This window comes from Hydrogenophaga laconesensis, assembly GCF_031457235.1.
Lineage (GTDB): Bacteria > Pseudomonadota > Gammaproteobacteria > Burkholderiales > Burkholderiaceae_C > Hydrogenophaga > Hydrogenophaga laconesensis.
On record NZ_JAVDWE010000015.1, the window covers coordinates 126,588 to 146,507 of the forward strand.

The 19,920-nt window shown below is 67.3% G+C and carries 16 protein-coding genes; 13 read left to right on the forward strand and 3 right to left on the reverse strand.

Features of this window, described 5'->3' with window-relative positions; genetic code table 11:
• Window positions 1-13 precede the first annotated feature (13 nt).
• Both J2X09_RS22060 and J2X09_RS22065 read right to left on the reverse strand, forming a co-directional pair.
• A complete protein-coding gene (locus tag J2X09_RS22060; protein ID WP_204735392.1) occupies window positions 14-1,780 on the reverse strand; it encodes an ATP-binding response regulator in 1,767 nt (588 codons plus the stop codon).
• Window positions 1,777-2,457 (reverse strand): response regulator transcription factor, encoded by a 681-nt coding sequence (locus J2X09_RS22065; RefSeq protein WP_310309408.1) that lies wholly within the window; start codon window positions 2,455-2,457, stop codon window positions 1,777-1,779. The genes J2X09_RS22060 and J2X09_RS22065 overlap by 4 nt, the downstream gene beginning before the upstream one ends.
• Window positions 2,458-2,626: 169 nt before the next feature.
• On the opposite strand from J2X09_RS22065, the gene speB reads away from it, so the two are divergent.
• On the forward strand, window positions 2,627-3,547 hold the full coding sequence (speB, locus tag J2X09_RS22070) for an agmatinase (protein ID WP_204735391.1): 921 nt from the start codon (window positions 2,627-2,629) through the stop codon (window positions 3,545-3,547).
• 124 nt (window positions 3,548-3,671) lie between these two features.
• Window positions 3,672-4,973: an NAD(P)/FAD-dependent oxidoreductase gene (locus J2X09_RS22075; RefSeq protein ID WP_204735390.1), complete on the forward strand. Its 1,302-nt coding sequence runs from the start codon at window positions 3,672-3,674 to the stop codon at window positions 4,971-4,973.
• On the opposite strand, the gene pdxR is transcribed toward J2X09_RS22075, so the two are convergent.
• Complete coding sequence (gene pdxR, locus J2X09_RS22080; RefSeq protein WP_204735389.1) at window positions 4,974-6,467, reverse strand: MocR-like pyridoxine biosynthesis transcription factor PdxR; 1,494 nt, start codon at window positions 6,465-6,467, stop codon at window positions 4,974-4,976. It abuts the gene before it with no gap.
• A 202-nt stretch (window positions 6,468-6,669) separates the two neighbouring features.
• On the opposite strand from pdxR, the gene J2X09_RS22085 reads away from it, so the two are divergent.
• From J2X09_RS22085 to J2X09_RS22135, 11 genes are all read left to right on the forward strand, one after another.
• Window positions 6,670-7,461: a gamma-glutamyl-gamma-aminobutyrate hydrolase family protein gene (locus J2X09_RS22085; protein WP_204735388.1), complete on the forward strand. Its 792-nt coding sequence runs from the start codon at window positions 6,670-6,672 to the stop codon at window positions 7,459-7,461.
• Window positions 7,462-7,602: 141 nt separating this feature from the next.
• On the forward strand, window positions 7,603-8,973 hold the full coding sequence (locus tag J2X09_RS22090; protein WP_204735387.1) for a glutamine synthetase family protein: 1,371 nt from the start codon (window positions 7,603-7,605) through the stop codon (window positions 8,971-8,973).
• Window positions 8,974-8,986: 13 nt separating this feature from the next.
• Window positions 8,987-10,426: an aspartate aminotransferase family protein gene (locus tag J2X09_RS22095; protein WP_204735386.1), complete on the forward strand. Its 1,440-nt coding sequence runs from the start codon at window positions 8,987-8,989 to the stop codon at window positions 10,424-10,426.
• 144 nt (window positions 10,427-10,570) lie between these two features.
• On the forward strand, window positions 10,571-11,743 hold the full coding sequence (locus J2X09_RS22100; protein WP_204735385.1) for an extracellular solute-binding protein: 1,173 nt from the start codon (window positions 10,571-10,573) through the stop codon (window positions 11,741-11,743).
• A 90-nt stretch (window positions 11,744-11,833) separates the two neighbouring features.
• Window positions 11,834-12,931, forward strand: a complete 1,098-nt coding sequence (locus J2X09_RS22105) for an ABC transporter ATP-binding protein (protein WP_204735453.1) — start codon at window positions 11,834-11,836, stop codon at window positions 12,929-12,931.
• A gap of 8 nt (window positions 12,932-12,939) precedes the next feature.
• Window positions 12,940-13,845 carry an ABC transporter permease gene (locus J2X09_RS22110; protein WP_204735452.1) on the forward strand — a complete coding sequence of 302 codons (906 nt, stop codon included), beginning with the start codon at window positions 12,940-12,942 and terminating at the stop codon, window positions 13,843-13,845.
• A 129-nt stretch (window positions 13,846-13,974) separates the two neighbouring features.
• On the forward strand, window positions 13,975-14,811 hold the full coding sequence (locus J2X09_RS22115; protein WP_204735384.1) for an ABC transporter permease: 837 nt from the start codon (window positions 13,975-13,977) through the stop codon (window positions 14,809-14,811).
• Between the two features lie 121 nt (window positions 14,812-14,932).
• Window positions 14,933-15,493, forward strand: a complete 561-nt coding sequence (locus tag J2X09_RS22120) for a porin family protein (protein ID WP_204735383.1) — start codon at window positions 14,933-14,935, stop codon at window positions 15,491-15,493.
• A 156-nt stretch (window positions 15,494-15,649) separates the two neighbouring features.
• Window positions 15,650-17,119 carry an aldehyde dehydrogenase gene (locus J2X09_RS22125; protein WP_204735382.1) on the forward strand — a complete coding sequence of 490 codons (1,470 nt, stop codon included), beginning with the start codon at window positions 15,650-15,652 and terminating at the stop codon, window positions 17,117-17,119.
• A 132-nt stretch (window positions 17,120-17,251) separates the two neighbouring features.
• A complete protein-coding gene (gene gabT, locus J2X09_RS22130; protein WP_204735381.1) occupies window positions 17,252-18,559 on the forward strand; it encodes a 4-aminobutyrate--2-oxoglutarate transaminase in 1,308 nt (435 codons plus the stop codon).
• 5 nt (window positions 18,560-18,564) lie between these two features.
• Window positions 18,565-19,899, forward strand: coding sequence for a type III glutamate--ammonia ligase (locus J2X09_RS22135; protein WP_310309424.1), 1,335 nt, complete (start codon window positions 18,565-18,567; stop codon window positions 19,897-19,899).
• The last annotated feature ends 21 nt before the right edge of the window (window positions 19,900-19,920 follow it).

Here is a 19,920-nt window from a genome sequence, read left to right on the forward strand (position 1 = left end):
CGGGCGGGGTGCGTCAGGGGGCGGACGGTGGCGCGAGCCGGGCCAGGGCCTGCAGCAGGCGGTCGGGGTCGACCGGCTTGAACAGCACCGGAACGCCCGAGTCGCGCACGCGCTGCAGCCGCTCGGGCGCGGTCTCGCCGGTGATGAGCAACACCGGCAGCGCGGGGTTGAAACGCGCGCGCAGCCGTTGCGTGGCGGCCAGGCCATCGGTGCCCTCGGCCAGGCGGTAGTCGCACAGCAGGGCGTCAAAGGGCTGCTGCCGTTCGGCGGCGCCCTGCAGGGCACGTGCCGCACCGTCTTCGTCGCGCGCGGTTTCCGATGCCACGCCCCAGGCCTGCAGGAAGGCGGAGAGCGCGTCGGTGATGTCCGCCTCGTCGTCGACCAGCAGCACGCGGCGCGGCAATGCGTGGCTGGCGGCCAGCGCGACCGGGCGGCTGTAAAGGGTGGGTTCGGGCATCGGCCGGACCCGGGGCACGACGACACGAAAGCGCGTGCCTTGCCCGAGCCGGGAACGCAGCTGCACCGGGTGGTTCAGCAGCTGCGAGAGCCTGCGCACGATGGACAGGCCGATGCCCAGGCCACGCGTGCGGTCGCGCCCGGGGTTGTCGACCTGGTAGAACTCATCGAACACGCGGTCGGTGTGTTCGGGCGAGATGCCGATGCCGGTGTCGACCACGTCGATCCACACGCGCTTGCCGCGTGGCCGCGCCACCACCAGCACGCCGCCGCGCGGTGTGTACTTGATGGCGTTCTCGATCAGGTTGCCCAGCAGGCGCTGCAGCAGGTGCGGGTCGGTGCGCACCCAGGCCGGGGTGGCACGGATGCGCAACTGCAGTTCGCGGTCTTCGGCGCGCGAGGCGAACGAGGGATGCAGGGGTTGCAGCACGGTGTTGAGCGGCACGTCCTGCACATCGGCTTCGATCACGCCGGCGTCCAGCCGCGAGACGTCGAGCATGGTGTCGAGCGAGGTGCCCAGCGAGCGCACCGCGCCCATGAGGCGCTGCGCATGCACCAGCGCCGCGCGCCCGTGCAGCTCGCGCTCGATGACAGCCCCGAACAGCGCGATGGCATGCAGCGGCTGGCGCAGGTCGTGGCTGGCGGCGGCAAAGAAGCGCGTCTTTTCCTCGCTGGCGCGCTGGGTGGCGGCCATCTGCTGTTCCAGTTGCTCGGCCAGGGCTTCCTTTTCGAACCGCATCCGCAGCGAGGCGGCCAGCAACGTGTGTTGGCGGCGTGCGAAATGCAGCGTGGCCGCCAGGTAGATGCCCGCGCAGGCCGCGAGGAACAGGTGGGTGGTGTCGCCCTGCCAGAGCAGCGCCGATATCAGGCCGGTCATCATGGGCAGCACGAAGGCCAGCACGGACGCCCAGCGCGGTGCCACCGAAGACACGCCGCCGCTGATCAGGCCGAGCATGATGAGCATGAGCAGCGTGGTCATGGGCACGTCGTCGGCCGGCATGAACAGCCACGGCGCCAGGCCCCAGGTGGCGCTGTAGTACAGCAGCTCGCGCCACTGCCGCCGGGCCCAGAACGCACTGCGCGAGGCGGCCTGCGGGTCCCTCGAGTAGGCGTGGATGAGCGGGTAGCGCAGCACCTGGATGGTGTGCAGCGCCAGCCAGACGAACACCATGGGGTCGCGCAGCTGCCAGTAGAACAGGGCGCACACACACCAGGCCAGCACCGCATCGGCCACGGTGGAGCTCAGCGCGGTGGCGTAGAGCGCGGCCACCTGCTCGCGCAGGACGCGCTGCCGGGTGAGGTCGCCCGCGTCGGGTTCGCTCACCGCAACAGACTGATGAGCTGGGCCCGGGACCTCACGCCGAACAGCAGCAGCAAGGCCGACACGTGGTTCTTGACCGTCCCTTCGCTCAGATGGGCGCGCTCGGCGATGTCGCGGTTGGACTGGCCCGCCAGGATCCAGTCGAGCACCTGCGCCTGGCGTTCGGTGAGTTGCAGCGGCTGACCGTTGGCGCTGCGCGCGGTGCGCATCACCGGCTCGGGCGCAGGGGGCGCATCGCCCGGGGACCCGGCACCGAAGAGGCCCAGCGAGCGGATGTAGCCGATCACTTCGTTGAGGTCGCCCGACTTGGTGAGGTAGGCGCGCGCGCCGCGCGACAGCGCGTGCCGCATGAGGCCGGGGTCGCTCACGCCCGACAGCACCACGACCGGCGCATCCGGAAAGTCTTTCACGAAGGCCGAGAGGCCGGAGAGACCGTGGGCGTCGGGCAGGTGCAGGTCCAGCAGCACCAGGCCGATGCGATGCCGGTGGCGGGCGTAGAGCTCCAGCGCTTCCTGCAGCGTGCGCGATTCCAGCACCCGGATCTTGCGGCCGCTCTCGCTCGCGTGGGCCTGCACCAGGGTGAGCAGCCCCAGCCGCAGCAGGTCGTGGTCGTCCACCACCAGCAGGCCGGTGGTTTCACGGGGTTCGGTGTGGGCGGGCGGGGCGACCAGGGCGTGCATGGTGCAGCCATGTTAGGGGTTGGCCCGCTGACCGTGAAGTGACGAAAGTCACCCCGGGTCCGCGGCACGGGGTGGACGGGGTCACCACCGGTCAATTGGACTCATGGGGCGCACCGCCCGGCGGTATCTTCTGGCACCCTGTCGCATCCACCCCACCAAGGACGTTTTCATGGCCCTGGGTCAGTTCGCCTTTGCCAACAACGCCAACCGCTTCCTGGCCTGCGACCCGCTGGCGGATCAGCCGTTCGCCATCGCCGGTGTGCCGTACGACGGCGTGGTGACCAACCGGCCGGGCGCGCGCTTCGGCCCGCAGGCGATCCGCGCCGCCAGCCTGATGCTGTGCGACGGCACGCACCCGGTGTTCGATGTCTCGCCCCTGGGCCTGCTGGGCGACGCGCTGGACATGCGCCTGCCCAACGCCTCGCCGCTGCCCGAGGTGCGCCGGCACATCGAGGCACAGGCCGCCGCGCTGATGGCAAAGCACCACTGCGTGTTCCTGGGCGGGGACCACTCCGTCACGCTCTCGCTGCTGCGCGCCGCGAAGGCCCGCCACGGTGGCGAGCCGCTGGCGCTGGTGCATTTCGACGCCCACTGCGACACCTGGAGCGACCACTTCGGCGAGCCGTCCGGCCACGGCACCTGGACCTTCGAGGCGCTGCAGGAAGGGCTGGCGAGCCCGGCGCACACGGTGCAGATCGGCATCCGCTCCAGCGGCGAGCGGACGGCGCGCGAGTACGTGGCCGACCAGGGCGGCCAGATCTTCACGGCGCGCGCGTTGCGCGGGCTGGACGGCGCGGGGCTCCGGCCCGCCATCGACGCGATTCGAGAACGCATCGGCCAGCGGCCGTGCTACCTCACGCTGGACATCGACTGCCTCGACCCGGCCTTTGCGCCCGGCACCGGCACGCCCGAGCCCGGTGGCATGACGAGCTCGCAGGTGCTCACCTTCCTGGAAGAACTGGCCGACCTGAACTGGATCGGCATGGACTGCGTGGAGGTGGCCCCCGCCTACGACCACGCCGAACTCACCACCAACGCCGCCGCCACCTTCGTGTGGACGTATCTCTGTGGGCAGGTCGCAAAGCTATGAACCTTTTTCACCGCGCTGTTGGCGTGAAGTGTCCTGATCACGGGGCACCAGGGAACCGGCTTTGCCGGGCCTCAGGTGCCGTCCCCCCTCAGGGGGGAACGCGCGCAGCGCGGCAGGGGGGAGCATGGCACTGATTGGTTCGGACACCCAGCTCAACCAGAAGAGCTACTACGAGGCCAGCGTGCAGCGGCCCGATGCGCTGCCGCCGCTGGAGGCGTCCATCGAGGCCGACGCGGTGGTCGTCGGCGCGGGCTTCTCGGGCCTGAGCGCCTCGCTGGAACTCGCGCAGCGCGGGCTGTCGGTGGTGCTGCTGGAGGCCGACCGCATCGGCAGCGGCGCGAGCGGCCGCAACGGCGGGCAGGCCATCGTGGGCTACGCGAGCGGGCAGGGCCCGTTCGAGAAGCAACTCGGCGCGGCCGACGCCCAGCGTGCCTGGGACATGTCGCTCGAAGCCATCGACCTGATCGATGCGCGCATTGCCATGCACGGCATCGAGTGCGACCGCGTCAACGGCTACGTGTACGTGGCCGACTCGGCGCGCAAGGCGATGGACCTGCACGAGGAGATGGAGGGCCTGAAGCACCGCGGCATCGCGGTGGACTGGGCCGAAGGCGCCGACCTGCCACGCCTGATCAACAGCCCGCGCTACGTGGCCGCTGCGCGCGAGCAGCGCTCGGGTCACCTGCATCCGCTGAAGTACGCGCTGGGCCTGGCGCGTGCGGCGCAGGCCGCCGGTGTGCGCATCTTCGAACACTCGCCGGTGACCGGCCTGCAGCGCGGTGCCACGCTGGTGGCCAGCACGGCACGGGGACAGGTGAAGGCGCGCTTCGGCGTGCTGGCGGGCAACTGCATGCTGCCCGAGTACGGCCCACGCGTGGCGCCCGAGGTGACGCCGCGCATCATGCCCGTGGGCACCTACATCGTGGGCACCGCGCCGCTCGACCCCGATCTCTGCGCGCGCCTGATCCCGCGCAACGCGGCCGTGTGCGACAACAACTTCGTGCTCGACTACTTCCGCTTCAGCGCCGACCACCGCATGCTGTTCGGCGGGCGTGTGAGCTACACCACGCGCACGCCGTCCAACCTGGAGGCGGTGATGCGCCAGCGCATGGGCGAGGTGTTTCCCGCGCTTCAAAACACGCCGGTCGAGTTCGTGTGGGGCGGTTTCGTCGACATCAGCATGAACCGCGCGCCCGACTTCGGCCGCCTGGGCGACAACCTGTATTACCTGCAGGGCTTCAGCGGCCACGGCGTGGCGCTCACCGGTCTGGCGGGCCAGCTGGTGGCCGAAGCGGTGGCCGGGCAGGCAGGTCGCTTCGACGTGTACGCGCGCCTGAAGCACCGCAGTTTTCCAGGCGGCCCGCTGCTGCGCACACCCAGCCTCGCGCTGGGCATGCTGTGGCACCGGTTGCGCGACGTGATCTGATCAGCCCGAGAGGGCCTGGCTGACAGTCCCTGCCAGCACCGGTCCGCAGCGTCCGATGTCCGCCAGCGGTGCGTAGCCGTAGCCGATCACCAGGCCCCGCAGGTCGGTGCGCTGCAGGCAGTAAGCCGAGAGCGGCCGCACCGTGAGGCCGTGCTGCGCGATGCGCTGGGCGAGCGCGCGGTCATCGACGTCCTGGGGCAGGCGCAGGCACAGGTGCAGGCCCTGTTCGGCGCCGCTGATGCTGGGGCCTTCGGGCGTGTCGTCGCGCAGCACCGGCTTGAGCGCCTCGAGCAGGCACTGGCGCCGCTCGCCGTAGTTCTGTCGCGCGCGCCGCAGCGCGCTGGCGAAATGGCCCATCTCGATGAACTCGGCCAGCGCGGCCTGCACCGGCATCTGGCCCGGGCGGTTGAGGTCGTAGTGCGCCTGCTTGAAGGCGGCCACCAGCGGTTTGGGCACGACGAGGTAGCCGATCTTCAGGCCCGGGTAGAGCACCTTGGAGAACGTACCCATGTAGAACACACGGCCGTCGGTGTCCAGGCCTTCAAGGCTGGAGATCGGGGGGCCGCTGAAGCGGTACTCGCTGTCGTAGTCGTCTTCCAGCACCCAGGCGTCGTGCGCGCGGGCGGTGGCCAGCAGCTGGTGGCGGCGCGGCAGCGACATCACCGCGCCGGTCGGGTACTGGTGCGAGGGTGTGACGTAGATCAGCCGTGGCGGTTTCGCGTTGTCGGCCGTGCTCGGGTTGATGCCCTGCTCGTCCACCGCCACCGGGTGCAGCGAGAGGCCGGTGGCCATGAAGGCCTTGACGGCGCCCCAGTACGCCGGGTCTTCCACCCACACGGTGTCGCCGTGGTCGGCCAGCAGGCGGGCACAGAGTTCGATGGACTGTTGCGTGCCGCTGGTGATGACGACCTGGTCGGCCTCCAGGTGCACGCTGCGGAACACGCGCAGGTAGTCGGCCACGGCGCGGCGCAGCGGGGCGTAGCCGCCGGAGTCGTTGTAGTCCAGCATGTCCGGGTAGGTCATGCGCCAGTGCTTGTTCTGCAGGCGCTGCCAGAGCGTGAGCGGGAAGGCGCTGAAGTCGGCGATGCCCGGCGTGAAGGGCTGCACCTCCAGCTCGGTGGCGCAGAAGGTGCTGGCCAGCGCCTTGCCCCGCGTGGACAGGCGCCCGGCCTGCGGTGTGGCCGATGGGTGGCCGCCGCCGCGCGCCGCGCGCCCTGGCGTGGTGCGCGGCACGCTGTCGTTCACATAGGTGCCGCTGCCCACGCGGCTGCCCAGGTAACCTTCGACGCTGAGCTGGTTGATGGCGGCCACCACCGTGTTGCGGGAGAGGCGCAGGTCCTGCGCAAGATCGCGGCTTGAAGGCAGGCGCTCGCCCGCGCCGAGCTTGCCGTCCAGCATGGCGCGGCGCAGCGCCTCGTACAGCTGCCGGTGCAGGGGCAGGGCATCCTGCGATCCCAGGCGGCTCATTTCAGAGAGAAGAAATTCAGACAGCATGCAGGGCCTTATCCGGAGTGAGATGCCTTATCCAGACGCGACGAGAATCCGGCTTCGCCGGTCCCAGGTGCGGTCCCCCCACCGGGGGGAAGCCGCGTCAGCGGCGCAGGGGGGGGCCAAGTGGCACTGCGTGCCACGGAAAACTGGCCCTTATTCTGATCCAATTGGCCCCCCACAATGAATGCCATTGTCTGGAGTCCTCATGAACAAGCCGCCTTGCATGGTCTGGCTGCCCGCCGACCACCGCCTGATGGGCGATCACGGCCATCAGATGCCCTTCCTCCTGCTGGGAGACAAATATGCCCGCGCCGTCAAGGTCGGGGCAGGCGCCCAGCCGGTGATGTTTCCGCTGGCCGACACCGACCAGATCAGCGAGCTGCTGTCCCTGGTGGACGGCGTGATGCTGACCGGCTCCCCCTCCAACGTGCACCCGTCCCACTTCGCGGAGGATGTGGCCGACCCGAGCCTGCCGCTGGACGCCGACCGCGACCTGCTCACGCTGGCGCTGGTGAAGGCCTGTGTGCACGAAGGTGTGCCGCTGCTCGGCATCTGCCGCGGTTTCCAGGAGATCAACGTGGCACTGGGTGGCACGCTGCACCAGCGTGTGCACGAAGTGCCGGGCATGATGGACCACCGCGAACCCAAGACCGCGCCACCCGATGAGCAGTACGCGCCGCGCCATGCCATTCGCTTTGCGCCCGGCAGCGTGTTCGAGCAGTGGGCCGGTGGCCCCGAGACCCAGGTGAATTCGCTGCACGGCCAGGGCATCAACCGCCTGGCCGCCGGGCTCGATGCCCTGGCGCACGCGCCCGATGGCCTGGTGGAGGCCTTCGGCGTGCGTGGCGCACGTACCTTCGCCTACGCCGTGCAGTTCCACCCCGAGTGGCGCTGCTGGGAGACCCCTTTCTACGCGGCGATCTTCGAGGCCTTTGGCCGTGCCTGCCGCCAGCGCATGAACCTGCGCCTGCAGCATGCCGACCTGGCCCGAGCATGAAAACCCCCCTGCGCCGCTGCGCGGCTTCCTCCCTCTGTGGCGCGCCCTCGGCGCTTCGAGGGGGGACGGCATCTCGGGCCGGCGGAGCCGGACCCTGGATGCCTCTGGAATTTCGCCCGACAACACCCTAGGAGATGGCACATGACAGCCCCCCCAACCAAGATGAGCTTCAACGATCTGGAAAACTGGCTCAACCAGAACCGCGTGACCGAGGTGGAATGCCTGGTGCCCGACCTGACCGGTGTGGCGCGCGGCAAGATCCTGCCGCGTGAGAAGTTCACCGAGGACCGGGGCATGCGCCTGCCGCAGGGCATTGTGGCGATGGGGGTGACGGGCGAGTTCCCGGCCAGCGGTCCGTACTACGACGTGATCGAACCCACCGACCGTGACATGCAGTTGCGCCCGGACCCGACCACGGTGCGCATCGTGCCCTGGGCCACCGACCCCACCGCGCAGGTGATCCACGACTGCTTCGACCACAGCGGCAAGCTGGTGCCGTTTGCGCCGCGCAGCGTGCTGCGCCACGTGTGCGAGCTGTTCGACGCCGAGGGACTGGACCCGGTGGTGGCGCCCGAGCTGGAGTTTTATCTGACCGCGCGCAACACCGACCCGAACACGCTGCTGAAGGCGCCGATCGGCCGCAGCGGCCGCGCCGAGACCTCACGCCAGGCGTATTCCATCGACGCGGTGAACGAGTTCGACCCGCTGTTCGAGGAGATCTACGACTACTGCGACAAGATGCAGCTCAACGTGGACACGCTGATTCACGAGGTGGGCGCGGGCCAGATGGAGATCAACTTCTTCCATGCCCACCCGCTGGGGCTGGCCGACGAGGTGTTCTTCTTCAAGCGCACGGTGCGCGAGGCCGCGCTGCGCCACGACATGTACGCCACCTTCATGGCCAAGCCGATCGCGGGCGAACCTGGCTCGGCCATGCACGTGCACCAGAGCATCCTGAACAAGGCCACGGGCAAGAACATCTTCAGCAACCCGGACGGCTCGCCCTCGGAAGCCTTCTACCACTACATCGGCGGCCTGCAGCGCTACATTCCCGCGGCCATGGTGCTGGTGGCGCCGTATGTGAACAGCTACCGCCGGCTCTCGCGCCACACCGCCGCGCCGATCAACATCGAATGGGGCCACGACAACCGCACGGTGGGCATCCGTTCGCCCATTTCCTCGCCCGAGGCGCGCCGCGTGGAAAACCGCGTGATCGGCGCCGACGCCAACCCCTACGTGGCCATGGCCATGACGCTGGCCTGCGGCTATCTGGGCCTGAAGAACAAGATCAAGCCCAAACCCGAGATGCGCGGCGATGCCTACCTCTCGCCCTACTCGCTGCCGCGCAGCCTGGGCGAGGCGCTGGACTGGCTGCGCCGCGAGACCGACCTGCACGACGTGCTGGGCAAGGAATTCATCACCATCTACACCGAGATCAAGGAGCTGGAGTTCGACGAGTTCATGAAGGTGATCTCGCCCTGGGAACGCGAACATCTTCTCCTGCACGTTTGAAAGGGACGCCAGCATGAACACCTCCACCCTCATCGCGCCGCCCGCCCTGGTCCGCCGCGCCGAGCAGCAGGACACGAAAGCCATCCAGGCGCTCGACAGTGCGCACTACCTGCACCCGTTCACCGACCACGGTGACCTGGCCACGCGCGGCGCGCGCGTGATCACGCGTGCCGACAACATCTACATCTGGGACTCCGAGGGCGCGAAGATCCTCGACGCGATGAGCGGGCTGTGGTGCGTGAACGCCGGCTATGGGCGCAAGGAGCTGGCCGACGCCGGCTACCAGCAGACGATGACGCTGCCGTTCTACAACAGCTTCTTCCAGACCACCAACGTGCCGGCGGTGCAGCTGGCGACCAAGTTGGCCCAGCTGGCGCCTGAAGTGCGAGGCCGCAAGTTCGAACACGTGTTCTTCAGTTCCAGCGGCAGCGAAAGCAACGACACGAATGTGCGCATGGTGCGCCGCTACTGGGATCTGCTGGGCCAGCCGCAACGCAAGGTGATCATCAGCCGCCAGAACGCCTACCACGGCAGCACCATGGCCGGCGCCTCGCTCGGCGGCATGAGCGGCATGCACGCGCAGGGCGACCTGCCGATCCCCGACATCGTGCACATCGGCCAGCCCCACTTCTTCGAGAACGCGCAGCCCGGTGAGAGCCAGGCCGATTTCGGCCTGCGCGCGGCGCGCTGGCTGGAGGAGAAGATCCTGTCCATCGGCGCCGACAAGGTGGCGGCCTTCATCGCCGAACCGGTACAGGGCGCGGGCGGGGTGATCATTCCGCCCGCCACCTACTGGCCCGAGATCCAGCGCATCGTCGACAAGCACGGCATCCTGCTGATCTCCGACGAGGTGATCTGCGCCTTCGGCCGCCTGGGCCACTGGTTCGCCTACGAGAAGTTCGGCATCCGGCCCGACCTGGTGACTTTCGCCAAGGGCGTGACCAGCGGCTACATCCCGCTGGGCGGCGTGATGGTGGGCGACCGTGTGGCCAAGGTGCTGATCGAGAAGGGCGGCGAGTTCAACCACGGCTACACCTACAGCGGACACCCGGTGGCCTGCGCGGTGGCGCTGGCCAACCTGGAGCTCATGGAGCGCGAGAAGCTGGTCGAACGCGTGCGTGACGACACCGGACCCTACCTGGCCGAGCGCTTCGAAGAATTGCGCGGCCACCCGCTGGTGGGTGCGGCCGAGACCTGCGGTTTCGTGGCCGGGCTGGTGCTGGTGAAGAACAAGGCCAAGCGGCAGGTGTTCGACGAATCGTTGGCCGTGGGCATGCGCTGCCGGGCGCACTGCTTCAGGAACGGCCTGATCATGCGCGCCGTGGGCGACCGCATGATCATCGCGCCGCCGCTGGTGATGACGCGCGAGCAGATCGACGAAATGATGGACCTGATCCAGCGCTGCCTGGACGCGACCCTGGAAGAGTTGCGTGCCGAGGGCCTGCTGGCTTGACTAGAATGTTTTCCGCACAAGCCGCCAGACCTTTTCTGGTGACGTCGGCTGTATCGGGTCTGGATATTGCTTGCAAGCAGAGGCGTGTCCAGCCCGTCCCGGTCGGGTTCTTTTGGTCAACAACTTCCTGGAGTGAGCAACACCATGAAAAAGCAAGTCCTGGTTCTGGCGATGTCGGCGATCCTGCTGGCGGCCTGTGGCAAGAAAGAGGAGCCGGTGGCCGCTCCTGCAGCGCCTGCTGCCACCGCGCCGGCCGCGCCTGCGGCACCCGCCGGCCCGGTGCTGGACGACGAGAAAGTCCTCAATGTCTACAACTGGCCTGACTACATCACCGAAACCCTGATCGCCGACTTCGAGAAGGAGTACGGCATCAAGGTGAACTACGACACCTTCGAGAACAACGAAGCGTTGCACGCCAAGCTGGTGGCCGGCAATTCGGGCTACGACATCGTGATCCCCACGGCCGGCTTCGCCAAGAAGCAGATCGATGGCGGCCTGTATCAGCCGATCGACAAGAGCAAGCTGACCAACTACGGCAACCTGGACCCGGACTTCATGGCGAAGATCGCCGGCGTGGACCCGGAGAACAAGCACCTGGTGCCGTGGGCCTGGGGCTTCACCACCGTGGGCATCAACAAGCAGAAGGTCGAGAAGGCACTGGGTGGCATGCCCATGCCTGAGAACGCCTGGGACCTGGTCTTCAAGCCCGAGTACTCCAGCAAGCTGCGTTCTTGCGGCATCGCCTACCTGGATTCGCCCAGCGAAATCCTGCCCGTGGCGCTGCACTACGTCGGCAAGCCCGCTTACAGCGAGAACCCGGAAGACTTCAAGGCTGCGCTCGAGATGCTCAAGAAGGTGCGCAAGGATGTGCGCCTGTTCTCCAGCACCATGATCGACGACATCGCCGGTGGCAAGGCCTGCGCCTTCATCGGCTGGTCGGGCGACATCAACATCGCCGCCGACCGCGTGAAGGAAACCGGTGGCAAGGACGAGATCGTGCCCCTGCTGCCCACCGGCGGTGGCCTGGTGTTCATCGACACCATGGCCATCCCGAAGGACGCCAAGCACGTGAACAACGCGCACGTCTTCATGGACTTCTACCTGCGCGCCGCCAACGCCGCCGCCATGGCCAACGAGCTGAACTACCCCACCGGCAACAAGGCCGCGCTGGCTGACATCAAGGACGAGGTCAAGGGCAACAAGACGATCTTCCTCGGTCCGGAAGACACCGCGCGCCTGATTGCCACCGGCGGCTTCTCCAACGACGTGTCCAGCGTCGTGAACGAAACCTACAACGCCTTCAAACGCGGCAAGTAAACCAGGCCTCCCAGAGCCAAGGGCTGTTCATCCTGTGCGGTTGGACAGCCCTTTTCATTTGATTCATCCCAGGAAGAAACGGACTTCATGATGGCTGACACAACGGGTTTTCTGGTGACCGAGAAACTGGTCAAGCGCTTTGACGAGGCGGTGGCCGTCGATGAGGTGTCGTTGTCCATCGGCAAGGGCGAGATCTTCGCGCTGCTCGGCAGTTCGGGCTGCGGCAAGTCGACCCTGCTGCGCATGCTGGCCGGCTTCGAGACACCGACCTCCGGACGCATCCTGCTCGGCGGACAGGACGTGGCCGCGATGCCGCCCTACGACCGGCCGGTCAACATGATGTTCCAGTCCTACGCGCTGTTTCCGCACCTGAACATCTGGGAGAACGTCGCCTTCGGCCTCAAGCGCGAGGGTCTGCCCAAGGCCGAGATCCAGCAGCGCACCGACGAGATGCTGGGGCTGGTGCAACTCACGCCGTACGCCAAGCGCAAGCCGCACCAGCTCTCGGGTGGCCAGCAGCAGCGGGTGGCGCTGGCGCGCAGCCTGGCCAAGCGGCCCAAGCTGCTGTTGCTGGACGAACCGCTGGGCGCGCTGGACAAGAAGCTGCGCGAACAGACCCAGTTCGAGCTGGTCAACATCATCGAGAAGGTGGGTGTGACGGTGGTGATGGTCACGCACGACCAGGAAGAGGCCATGACGATGGCCAGCCGCATCGCCATCATGAGCAAGGGCCGCGTGCTGCAGGTGGGCACGCCGGAAGAGATCTACGAACACCCGACGAACCGCTTCGTGGCGGACTTCATCGGCAACGTGAACCTCTTCGAGGGCAAGCTCAGTGTGGACGAGGCGGACCGCTGCGCGGCCACCACGGGCATCGGCGAGATCCACGTGGGGCATGGCGTGAGCGGAACGCTCAACATGCCGGTGGCCATCGCCGTGCGGCCCGAGAAGCTGGAGATCAGCAAGCAGCGCCCCGGCGCCGACGCCGGTCCCAATGTGTTCACCGGCAAGGTCAAGGAGATCGCGTACTTCGGCTCCTACAACACCTACATCGTGATCGCCTCCGACGGCACCAAGGTGAAGATCACCGAGGCCAACACCTCCCGGCACGACCTGTCCGACATCACCTGGGAGGACAACGTGTACTTCTGGTGGAGCGACAGCGCCGGCATCGTGCTGAGGGACTGACCATGGCCATGAACATTCCCATTCCCGGCAAGCGCTTCGTCATCGGCGTGCCCTATGTGTGGCTGCTGCTGTTCTTCTTCCTGCCGTTCCTGATCCTGCTGTACATCAGCTTCGTCGACATGGGTGGCGACATCAGCCCGTTCAAGCCGATCTGGGATCCGGTCACGGGCATCCTGAGCCTGAAGTACGAAAACTACCTGGCGATCTTCCGCACCGCCGAGGGCGCGCCGCTGTTCCGCACGCTATACATCGACGCCTACCTGCGCTCGATCTGGTATGCGCTGTGCACTGCCGTGCTGTGCCTGGTGATCGGTTATCCGTTCGCCTACTTCATCGCGCGTTCGCCCGCCAGCATCCGCCCGGCGCTGCTGCTGATGGTGATGTTGCCGTTCTGGACCTCGTTCCTGCTGCGCGTCTACGCATGGAAAGGCATCCTGGCCGACCAGGGTGTGCTCAACCGCTTCCTGATGACGCTGGGCATCACGAGCGAGCCGATACCGATGCTGTACACCAACGTGTCGATGCTGATCGGCATGACCTACGTGTACCTGCCGTTCATGATCCTGCCGCTGTACGCCAACCTGGTGAAGATGGACTTCCGTCTGCTGGAAGCCGCCTACGACCTCGGCACTTCGCCGTTCAAGGCGTTCTGGCTGGTGACGGTGCCGCTGTCCAAGTCCGGGATCATCGCGGGCTTCATGCTGGTGTTCATTCCCTGCGTGGGCGAATTCGTGATCCCCTCGCTGCTCGGCGGACCGGAGAATCTGATGATCGGGCGCGTGGTGTGGGACGAGATGTTCACCGCCAACGACTGGCCGCGCGCCACCGCGCTGGCGGTGGTGATGATCGCGCTGATCGTGATTCCGCTGGCGCTGTACTACCACTACAGTTCCGACCCGAACGAGAAGAGATGACCCCCTGCGCCGCTTCGCGGCTTCCCCCTGGAAGGGGGACGAAGCGAGTGGCCCGGCAGAGCCGGTTCCACCGCATCCCTGGACGGACGACCCTTGCGTGCGCGTATTTCTGTTGAAGGAAGAATGGTCATGAAACAAGTACTTGAAAAGCACTTCGGCAAGGCCTGGCTCGTGCTGGTCTATGCCTTTCTGTACCTGCCGCTGGTGTTCATGATCGTGTTCTCGTTCAACAGCACACGCCAGGACGCCCGCTTCACCGGCTTCTCGCTGCGCTGGTACGAGGCGCTCACGCGCGATACCAAGATCGTCGAAGGCTTCTGGCTCTCGCTCAAGGTGGCGGCGATCACGGGCCTGCTGTCGGCGATCCTGGCCACCTTCGCGGCCTTCGTGCTGGTGCGCTACCGCCGCTTCCTCGGCCGCACCATCTTCAGCGGCATGGTGAACGCGCCACTGGTGATGCCCGAGGTGATCATCGGCCTGTCGCTGCTGCTGCTGGCGGTGGGTGCGCAGAACCTTTTTGGCTGGCCGCAGCGCGGCATGCTCACCATCATCCTGGGCCACACCCTGCTGGGCATGGCCTATGGCGTGGTGGTGGTGCAGTCGCGCCTGTCGGAGATGGACCGGTCGATCGAGGACGCCGCCATGGACCTGGGCGCCAAACCGCATCAGGTGTTCTTCCTGATCACGCTGCCGAACATCTTCCAGGCGTTGCTCGCGGCGTTCCTGCTGGCGTTCACGCTGTCTTTCGACGACGTGGTGATTTCCGAATTCCTCTCCGGTCCCGGCGTGAGCACGCTGCCGCAGGTGATCTTCGGTTACGCGCGGCGCGGCATCAACCCGACCATCTACGCAGCAGCCACGCTGCTGATCGTGACGGTGACCATCGTGATCGTGAGCTACGCGGTGTGGGTGGCCCGAGCCACCCGGCGGCGCGAACGTGAGATTGCGGCGGCGCTGAGAAGCTGACCTGCTGCGGTGTGAGGGCCGGCGGGTGCGCATACGCCCGCCGGTATTGTGATTTCCAAGGAACTAAGATCGCCGCGCCCGAAGTCCGTCGGGTAGATCAATAGTTCTAAATGAGGAAATCATGAACAAGACCACGCTCTCCGCACTCGCCGTTCTTGCGGCTTGTTTTGCCCTGGCGCCCGCCCAGGCGCAGGCCGTCAACCCCAACATGTATGCAGAATTCGGGTACACCCAGTACAACGCCAAGGAGTCCGATTCCGGCTACACCCTCAAATTTTCACCAGCTGCGGTCACTGGCACCATTGGCTACCAGTTCACTCCCAATATTGCCGTGGAAGGGCTGTTCGGATTGGGTGCGGGCGAGGGCAAGATCAAGCTCAACGGTGTCAAGGTTGGCGTGAAGGGCCAGGTGACCAAGGCGGTGGGCGTGTACTTCAAGCCCAGCATCGCCGTGTCCGACAGCATCGACCTGTTTGCCCGCATTGGATGGGTTCATACCGAACTGGAAATGTCCGTTCCTGGGGCATCCATCACCGACAGCGACAACGGCGCTTCATATGGTCTGGGAGCCAACTTCAATATCTCCAAGACCTCCTATATCCAGGCCAGCTGGATGAATTACTACAAGAAAGATGGCTTCAAGATCGACGGGATCAATGTCGCCTACGGCTTTCGTTTCTGATTGATCGACGGGTTTCTCCTGGCCACCTTCGGGTGGCTTTTTCGTTGAGGCGTACTGGATCGCTGGCGCCCCGGCAAAGTGGATACGCGGTTCTTCGCATTTCGGGCGTAGCATGAGGCCACTTTTGGTACCGCCCAACCTCTGGAATCCGATCCCATGACCGAACCGACCTTCGACGGCCGCGCATTCATCAACGGCGAACGCGTCGCCGCGCGCGACGGCCAGACCTTTGATTGCATCTCACCCGTGGACGGCCGGCTGCTCACCGCCGTGGCGCGCTGCGGCGAGGCCGACATCGACGCCGCGGTGGTGGCCGCCCGTGCCGCCTTCGAAGACCGCCGCTGGAGCGGCATGGCGCCCGCGCAGCGCAAGCGCGTGATGATCAAGTTCGCCGAGCAGCTCACCGCCCACGCCGACGAGCTCGCGCTGACCGAGACGCTGGACATGGGCAAACCCGTGAAGTACGCGCGCAGCGTGGACGTGAACAGTGCCGCCAACTGCATCCGCTGGTATGGCGAGGCGGTGGACAAGGTGTACGACGAGATCGCGCCCACGCCCAGCACCGCGCTGGCGCTGATCACGCGCGAGCCGGTCGGTGTGGTGGGCGTGATCGTGCCCTGGAACTACCCCATGATCATGGCGGCCTGGAAGATCGCGCCCGCGCTGGCGGCCGGCAATTCGGTGGTGCTCAAGCCCAGCGAGAAGAGCCCGCTGACCGCGCTGCGCCTGGCCGAGCTGGCGCTGGCCGCCGGCATCCCGCCCGGTGTGTTCAATGTGGTGCCCGGCTACGGCCCCGAGACCGGAAGCCCGCTGGCGCTGCACATGGACGTGGACTGCATCGCCTTCACCGGCAGCACGCGCGTGGGCAAGCAGATCCACGTGATGGCCGGGCAGAGCAACCTCAAGCGCGCCTGGACGGAGCTGGGCGGCAAGTCGCCCAACATCGTGTTCGCCGATTGCCCCGACCTGGACAAGGCGGTGGAGGCGGCGGTCGGCAGCATCTTCTTCAACCAGGGCGAGAGCTGCAACGCGCCCTCGCGCCTGTTCGTCGAGGCCTCGATCAAGGACGCCTTCCTGGAGAAAGCGCTGAAGCTGGTGCCACAGTACCAGCCGGGCAACCCGCTGGACAAGGGCACCGTGATGGGCGCGATTGTCGATCGCACGCAGCTCGACACCGTGCTGCGCTACATCGACAGCGGCAAGCAGGAAGGGGCGAAGCTGCTGGCGGGTGGCGAGGCGGTCGAGCCGGTCAAGGGTGGACTGTACGTGCAGCCGACCATCTTCGACGGCGTGACGAACACCATGACCATCGCCCGCGAGGAGATCTTCGGCCCGGTGTTGTCGGTGCTGTCCTTCACCGACGCGGCGGACGTGGTGCGGCAGGCCAACAGCAACATCTACGGCCTGCAGGCGGCGGTGTGGACGCGCGACATCAACAAGGCCCATGGCGTGGCGCGTGCGTTGCGCGCGGGCACGGTGCACGTCAACTCCTACGACGAGGACGACATCACCGTGCCGTTCGGCGGCTTCAAGCAGAGCGGCGTGGGGCGCGACAAGTCGCTGCACGCGTTCGACAAGTACACCGAGACGAAGACGACCTGGATAAGGATTGACAGTCCCGTGTAACGACAACCCCCCGCGCCGCTTCGCGTCACCCCCCAGGGGGGCGGCACTGGCGGTCTGGCAAAGCCAGTCCCGCGGTGCCCTTGAACAAGACACTTCGCACCTCGTGGTGCGCTTTTTGAAGGAGACCTTTCGATGAACGCACCGCAGAAGGCCGAGAACCTGAACGCACCGCACACCAACGCCGCGTGGCACGCGCGCCGGCAGGCGGCCACGCCGCGCGGCGTGGGGGTGTTCGGGGACTTCTTCATCCAGAAGGCAAAGAACGCCGAGTTCTGGGACATCGAGGGCCGGCGCTTCATCGACTTCGCGGGCGGCATCGCGGTGCTCAACACCGGCCACGTGCACCCGAAGGTGCAGGCGGCGATCGCCGCGCAGCTGGAGCGCTTCACGCACAGCTGCTACCAGGTGGTGCCTTACACCGAATACGTGGCGCTGGCCGAACGCATCAACGCGCTGGTGCCGATCGACGGCCCGGTGAAGACCGCGTTCTTCTCCACCGGTGCGGAGGCGATCGAGAACGCGATGAAGATCGCGCGCTCGGCCACCGGGCGCAGCGGCGTCATCGCCTTCGGTGGCGCGTTCCACGGCCGCAGCATGTTCTCGGTGGCGCTCACCGGCAAGGTGCAGCCTTACAAGGCCGGCTTCGGCCCGTTCCCGCCCGAGATCTACCACGTGCCGTTCCCGGCCGAAGGCGCTTCGCTGGACGAGACGAAGCACGCGATGGAGCAGCTGTTCAAGTGCGACATCGAGCCTTCGCGCGTGGCGGCCATCGTGTTCGAGCCGGTGCAGGGCGAGGGCGGTTTCAACGTGATCCAGAAGGAGGCCGTGCGGTGGCTGCGCGCGCTGTGCGACCAGCATGGCATTCTGCTGGTGGCAGACGAGGTGCAGACCGGCTTCGCCCGCACGGGCAAGATGTTCGCGATGGAGCACTTCGGTGTGAGCCCCGACCTCATGACCATGGCCAAGAGCATGGCCGGCGGTACCACGCTGTCGGCCGTGAGCGGCAAGGCCGCCATCATGGACGGGCCGGCCCCGGGCGGCCTGGGCGGCACCTACGCGGGCAACCCGCTGGCCATCGCCGCCTCGCTTGCGGTGCTGGACGTGATGGCCGAGGAGCGCCTGCCCGAGCGCGCGCAGAAGCTGGGCGGCCAGCTCGTGGCGCATCTGAAGAACCTGCGCGGCACTTACCAGCGCATCGGCGATGTGCGCGGCCTGGGCGCCATGGTGGCCTGCGAGTTCATCGACCCCGCCACTGGCGCGCCCGACGCCGACATCACGAAGCATGTGCAGATGGCCGCCCTGAAGCGTGGCCTGCTGCTGCTCACCTGCGGCGTGTACGGCAACGTCATCCGCTTCCTGTTCCCGCTCACCATCGAGGACGCGGTGTTCGCCGAAGGCCTGGCCGCATTCGATGCCGCGCTGGCCGAGGTGCTCGCTTGAGCCTGGTGGCCACGCTGGACGAGCGGATCGCGGTCCTGCGCGCGCAGGGCATCCACTCGGTGCTGGCCACGTTCACCGACCTGCTCGGCGCGCCCAAGGGCAAGCTCGTGCCGCTCGAGGGACTGGAGGCGGCGGTGGCCACCGGTGCCGGCTTCTCCGGCCCCAGCATTGCCGGGACCGGCCTGCCGCGCATGGGCGCACGCAGCGAGTACATGGGCCGCGTGCGGCCCGAGAGCCTGCGCCTGCTGCCCTTCATGCCCGGTGTGGCGCACGCGGTGTGCGACGGTTTCGCGGGCGGCGAACCGCTGGACACCTGTCCGCGCCAGGTGCTGCGACGCCAGGTGGAGCGGCTCAAGGCCGAGCGGGGCTGGACGTTGTGGGTCGGCATCGAGCCCGAGTTCTTCCTGCTTCAGCGCGATGCCCAGGGCGGTTGGCGCGTGGCCGACGGCGAGGACCGGCTCGACAAACCTTCCTACGACCTGCAGGCCATCGGCCGCAACTTCGGCTTTCTCGACGGCATGCGACAGGCACTGACCACGCTGGGTTTCGAGCTCCAGCAGATGGACCATGAGGACGCGAGCGGGCAATACGAGATCAACTACCGGCACGACGATGCCCTGGCCGCGGCCGACCGCTACCAGCTCTTCAAGCTCACCGCGCAGGCGGTGGCGCGGCAGCACGGCCTGGTGTTCTCCACCATGCCCAAGCCCTTGGCGCACGCGCCCGGCAGCGGCCTGCATTTCCACCTCAGCCTCACCGATGCGCAGGGCCGGCCGGTGATGGCCGATCCGGCGGGTGTGCTGGGCCTGAGTGAAACCGGTCACCGCTTCGCGGCCGGCCTGCTGCACCACGCCGACGCACTCTCCGCGCTGTGCGCGCCCACCGTCAACAGCTACCGGCGGCTGGCCGCGAGCCGCAGCGCCTCGGGCACCACCTGGTCGCCGGTGTGGAAGGCCATCGGCGACAACAACCGCACCTGCCTCGTGCGCGGTGTGGCCGGGCGCATCGAATGGCGCCTGCCCGACCCCTCGTGCAACGTCTATGTGGCCCTGGCCGCCACGCTGGCCGCCGGCCTCTCGGGCATCGACCAGGCGCTGCCCGCCGTGTCCCCCTGCGAGGACGACCTGTACGAGCGCCACGCCGTGGGCGACGCCCTGCCAGCGCGCCTGCCGCGCGACCTGCTGTCGGCCCTGGACGCCCTGGCGGCCGATGAGGCCTTGCGCGAAGCCGTCGGCACGGCGTTCTGCGCGCAGTTTCTCGCGCTCAAGCACGACGAATGGGCCGCCTGGAGCCGCCACGTGAGCGACTGGGAAATGCAGCGCTACGCCGACGCGCCCTGAACCGGGTCCGGTTTCCGGATA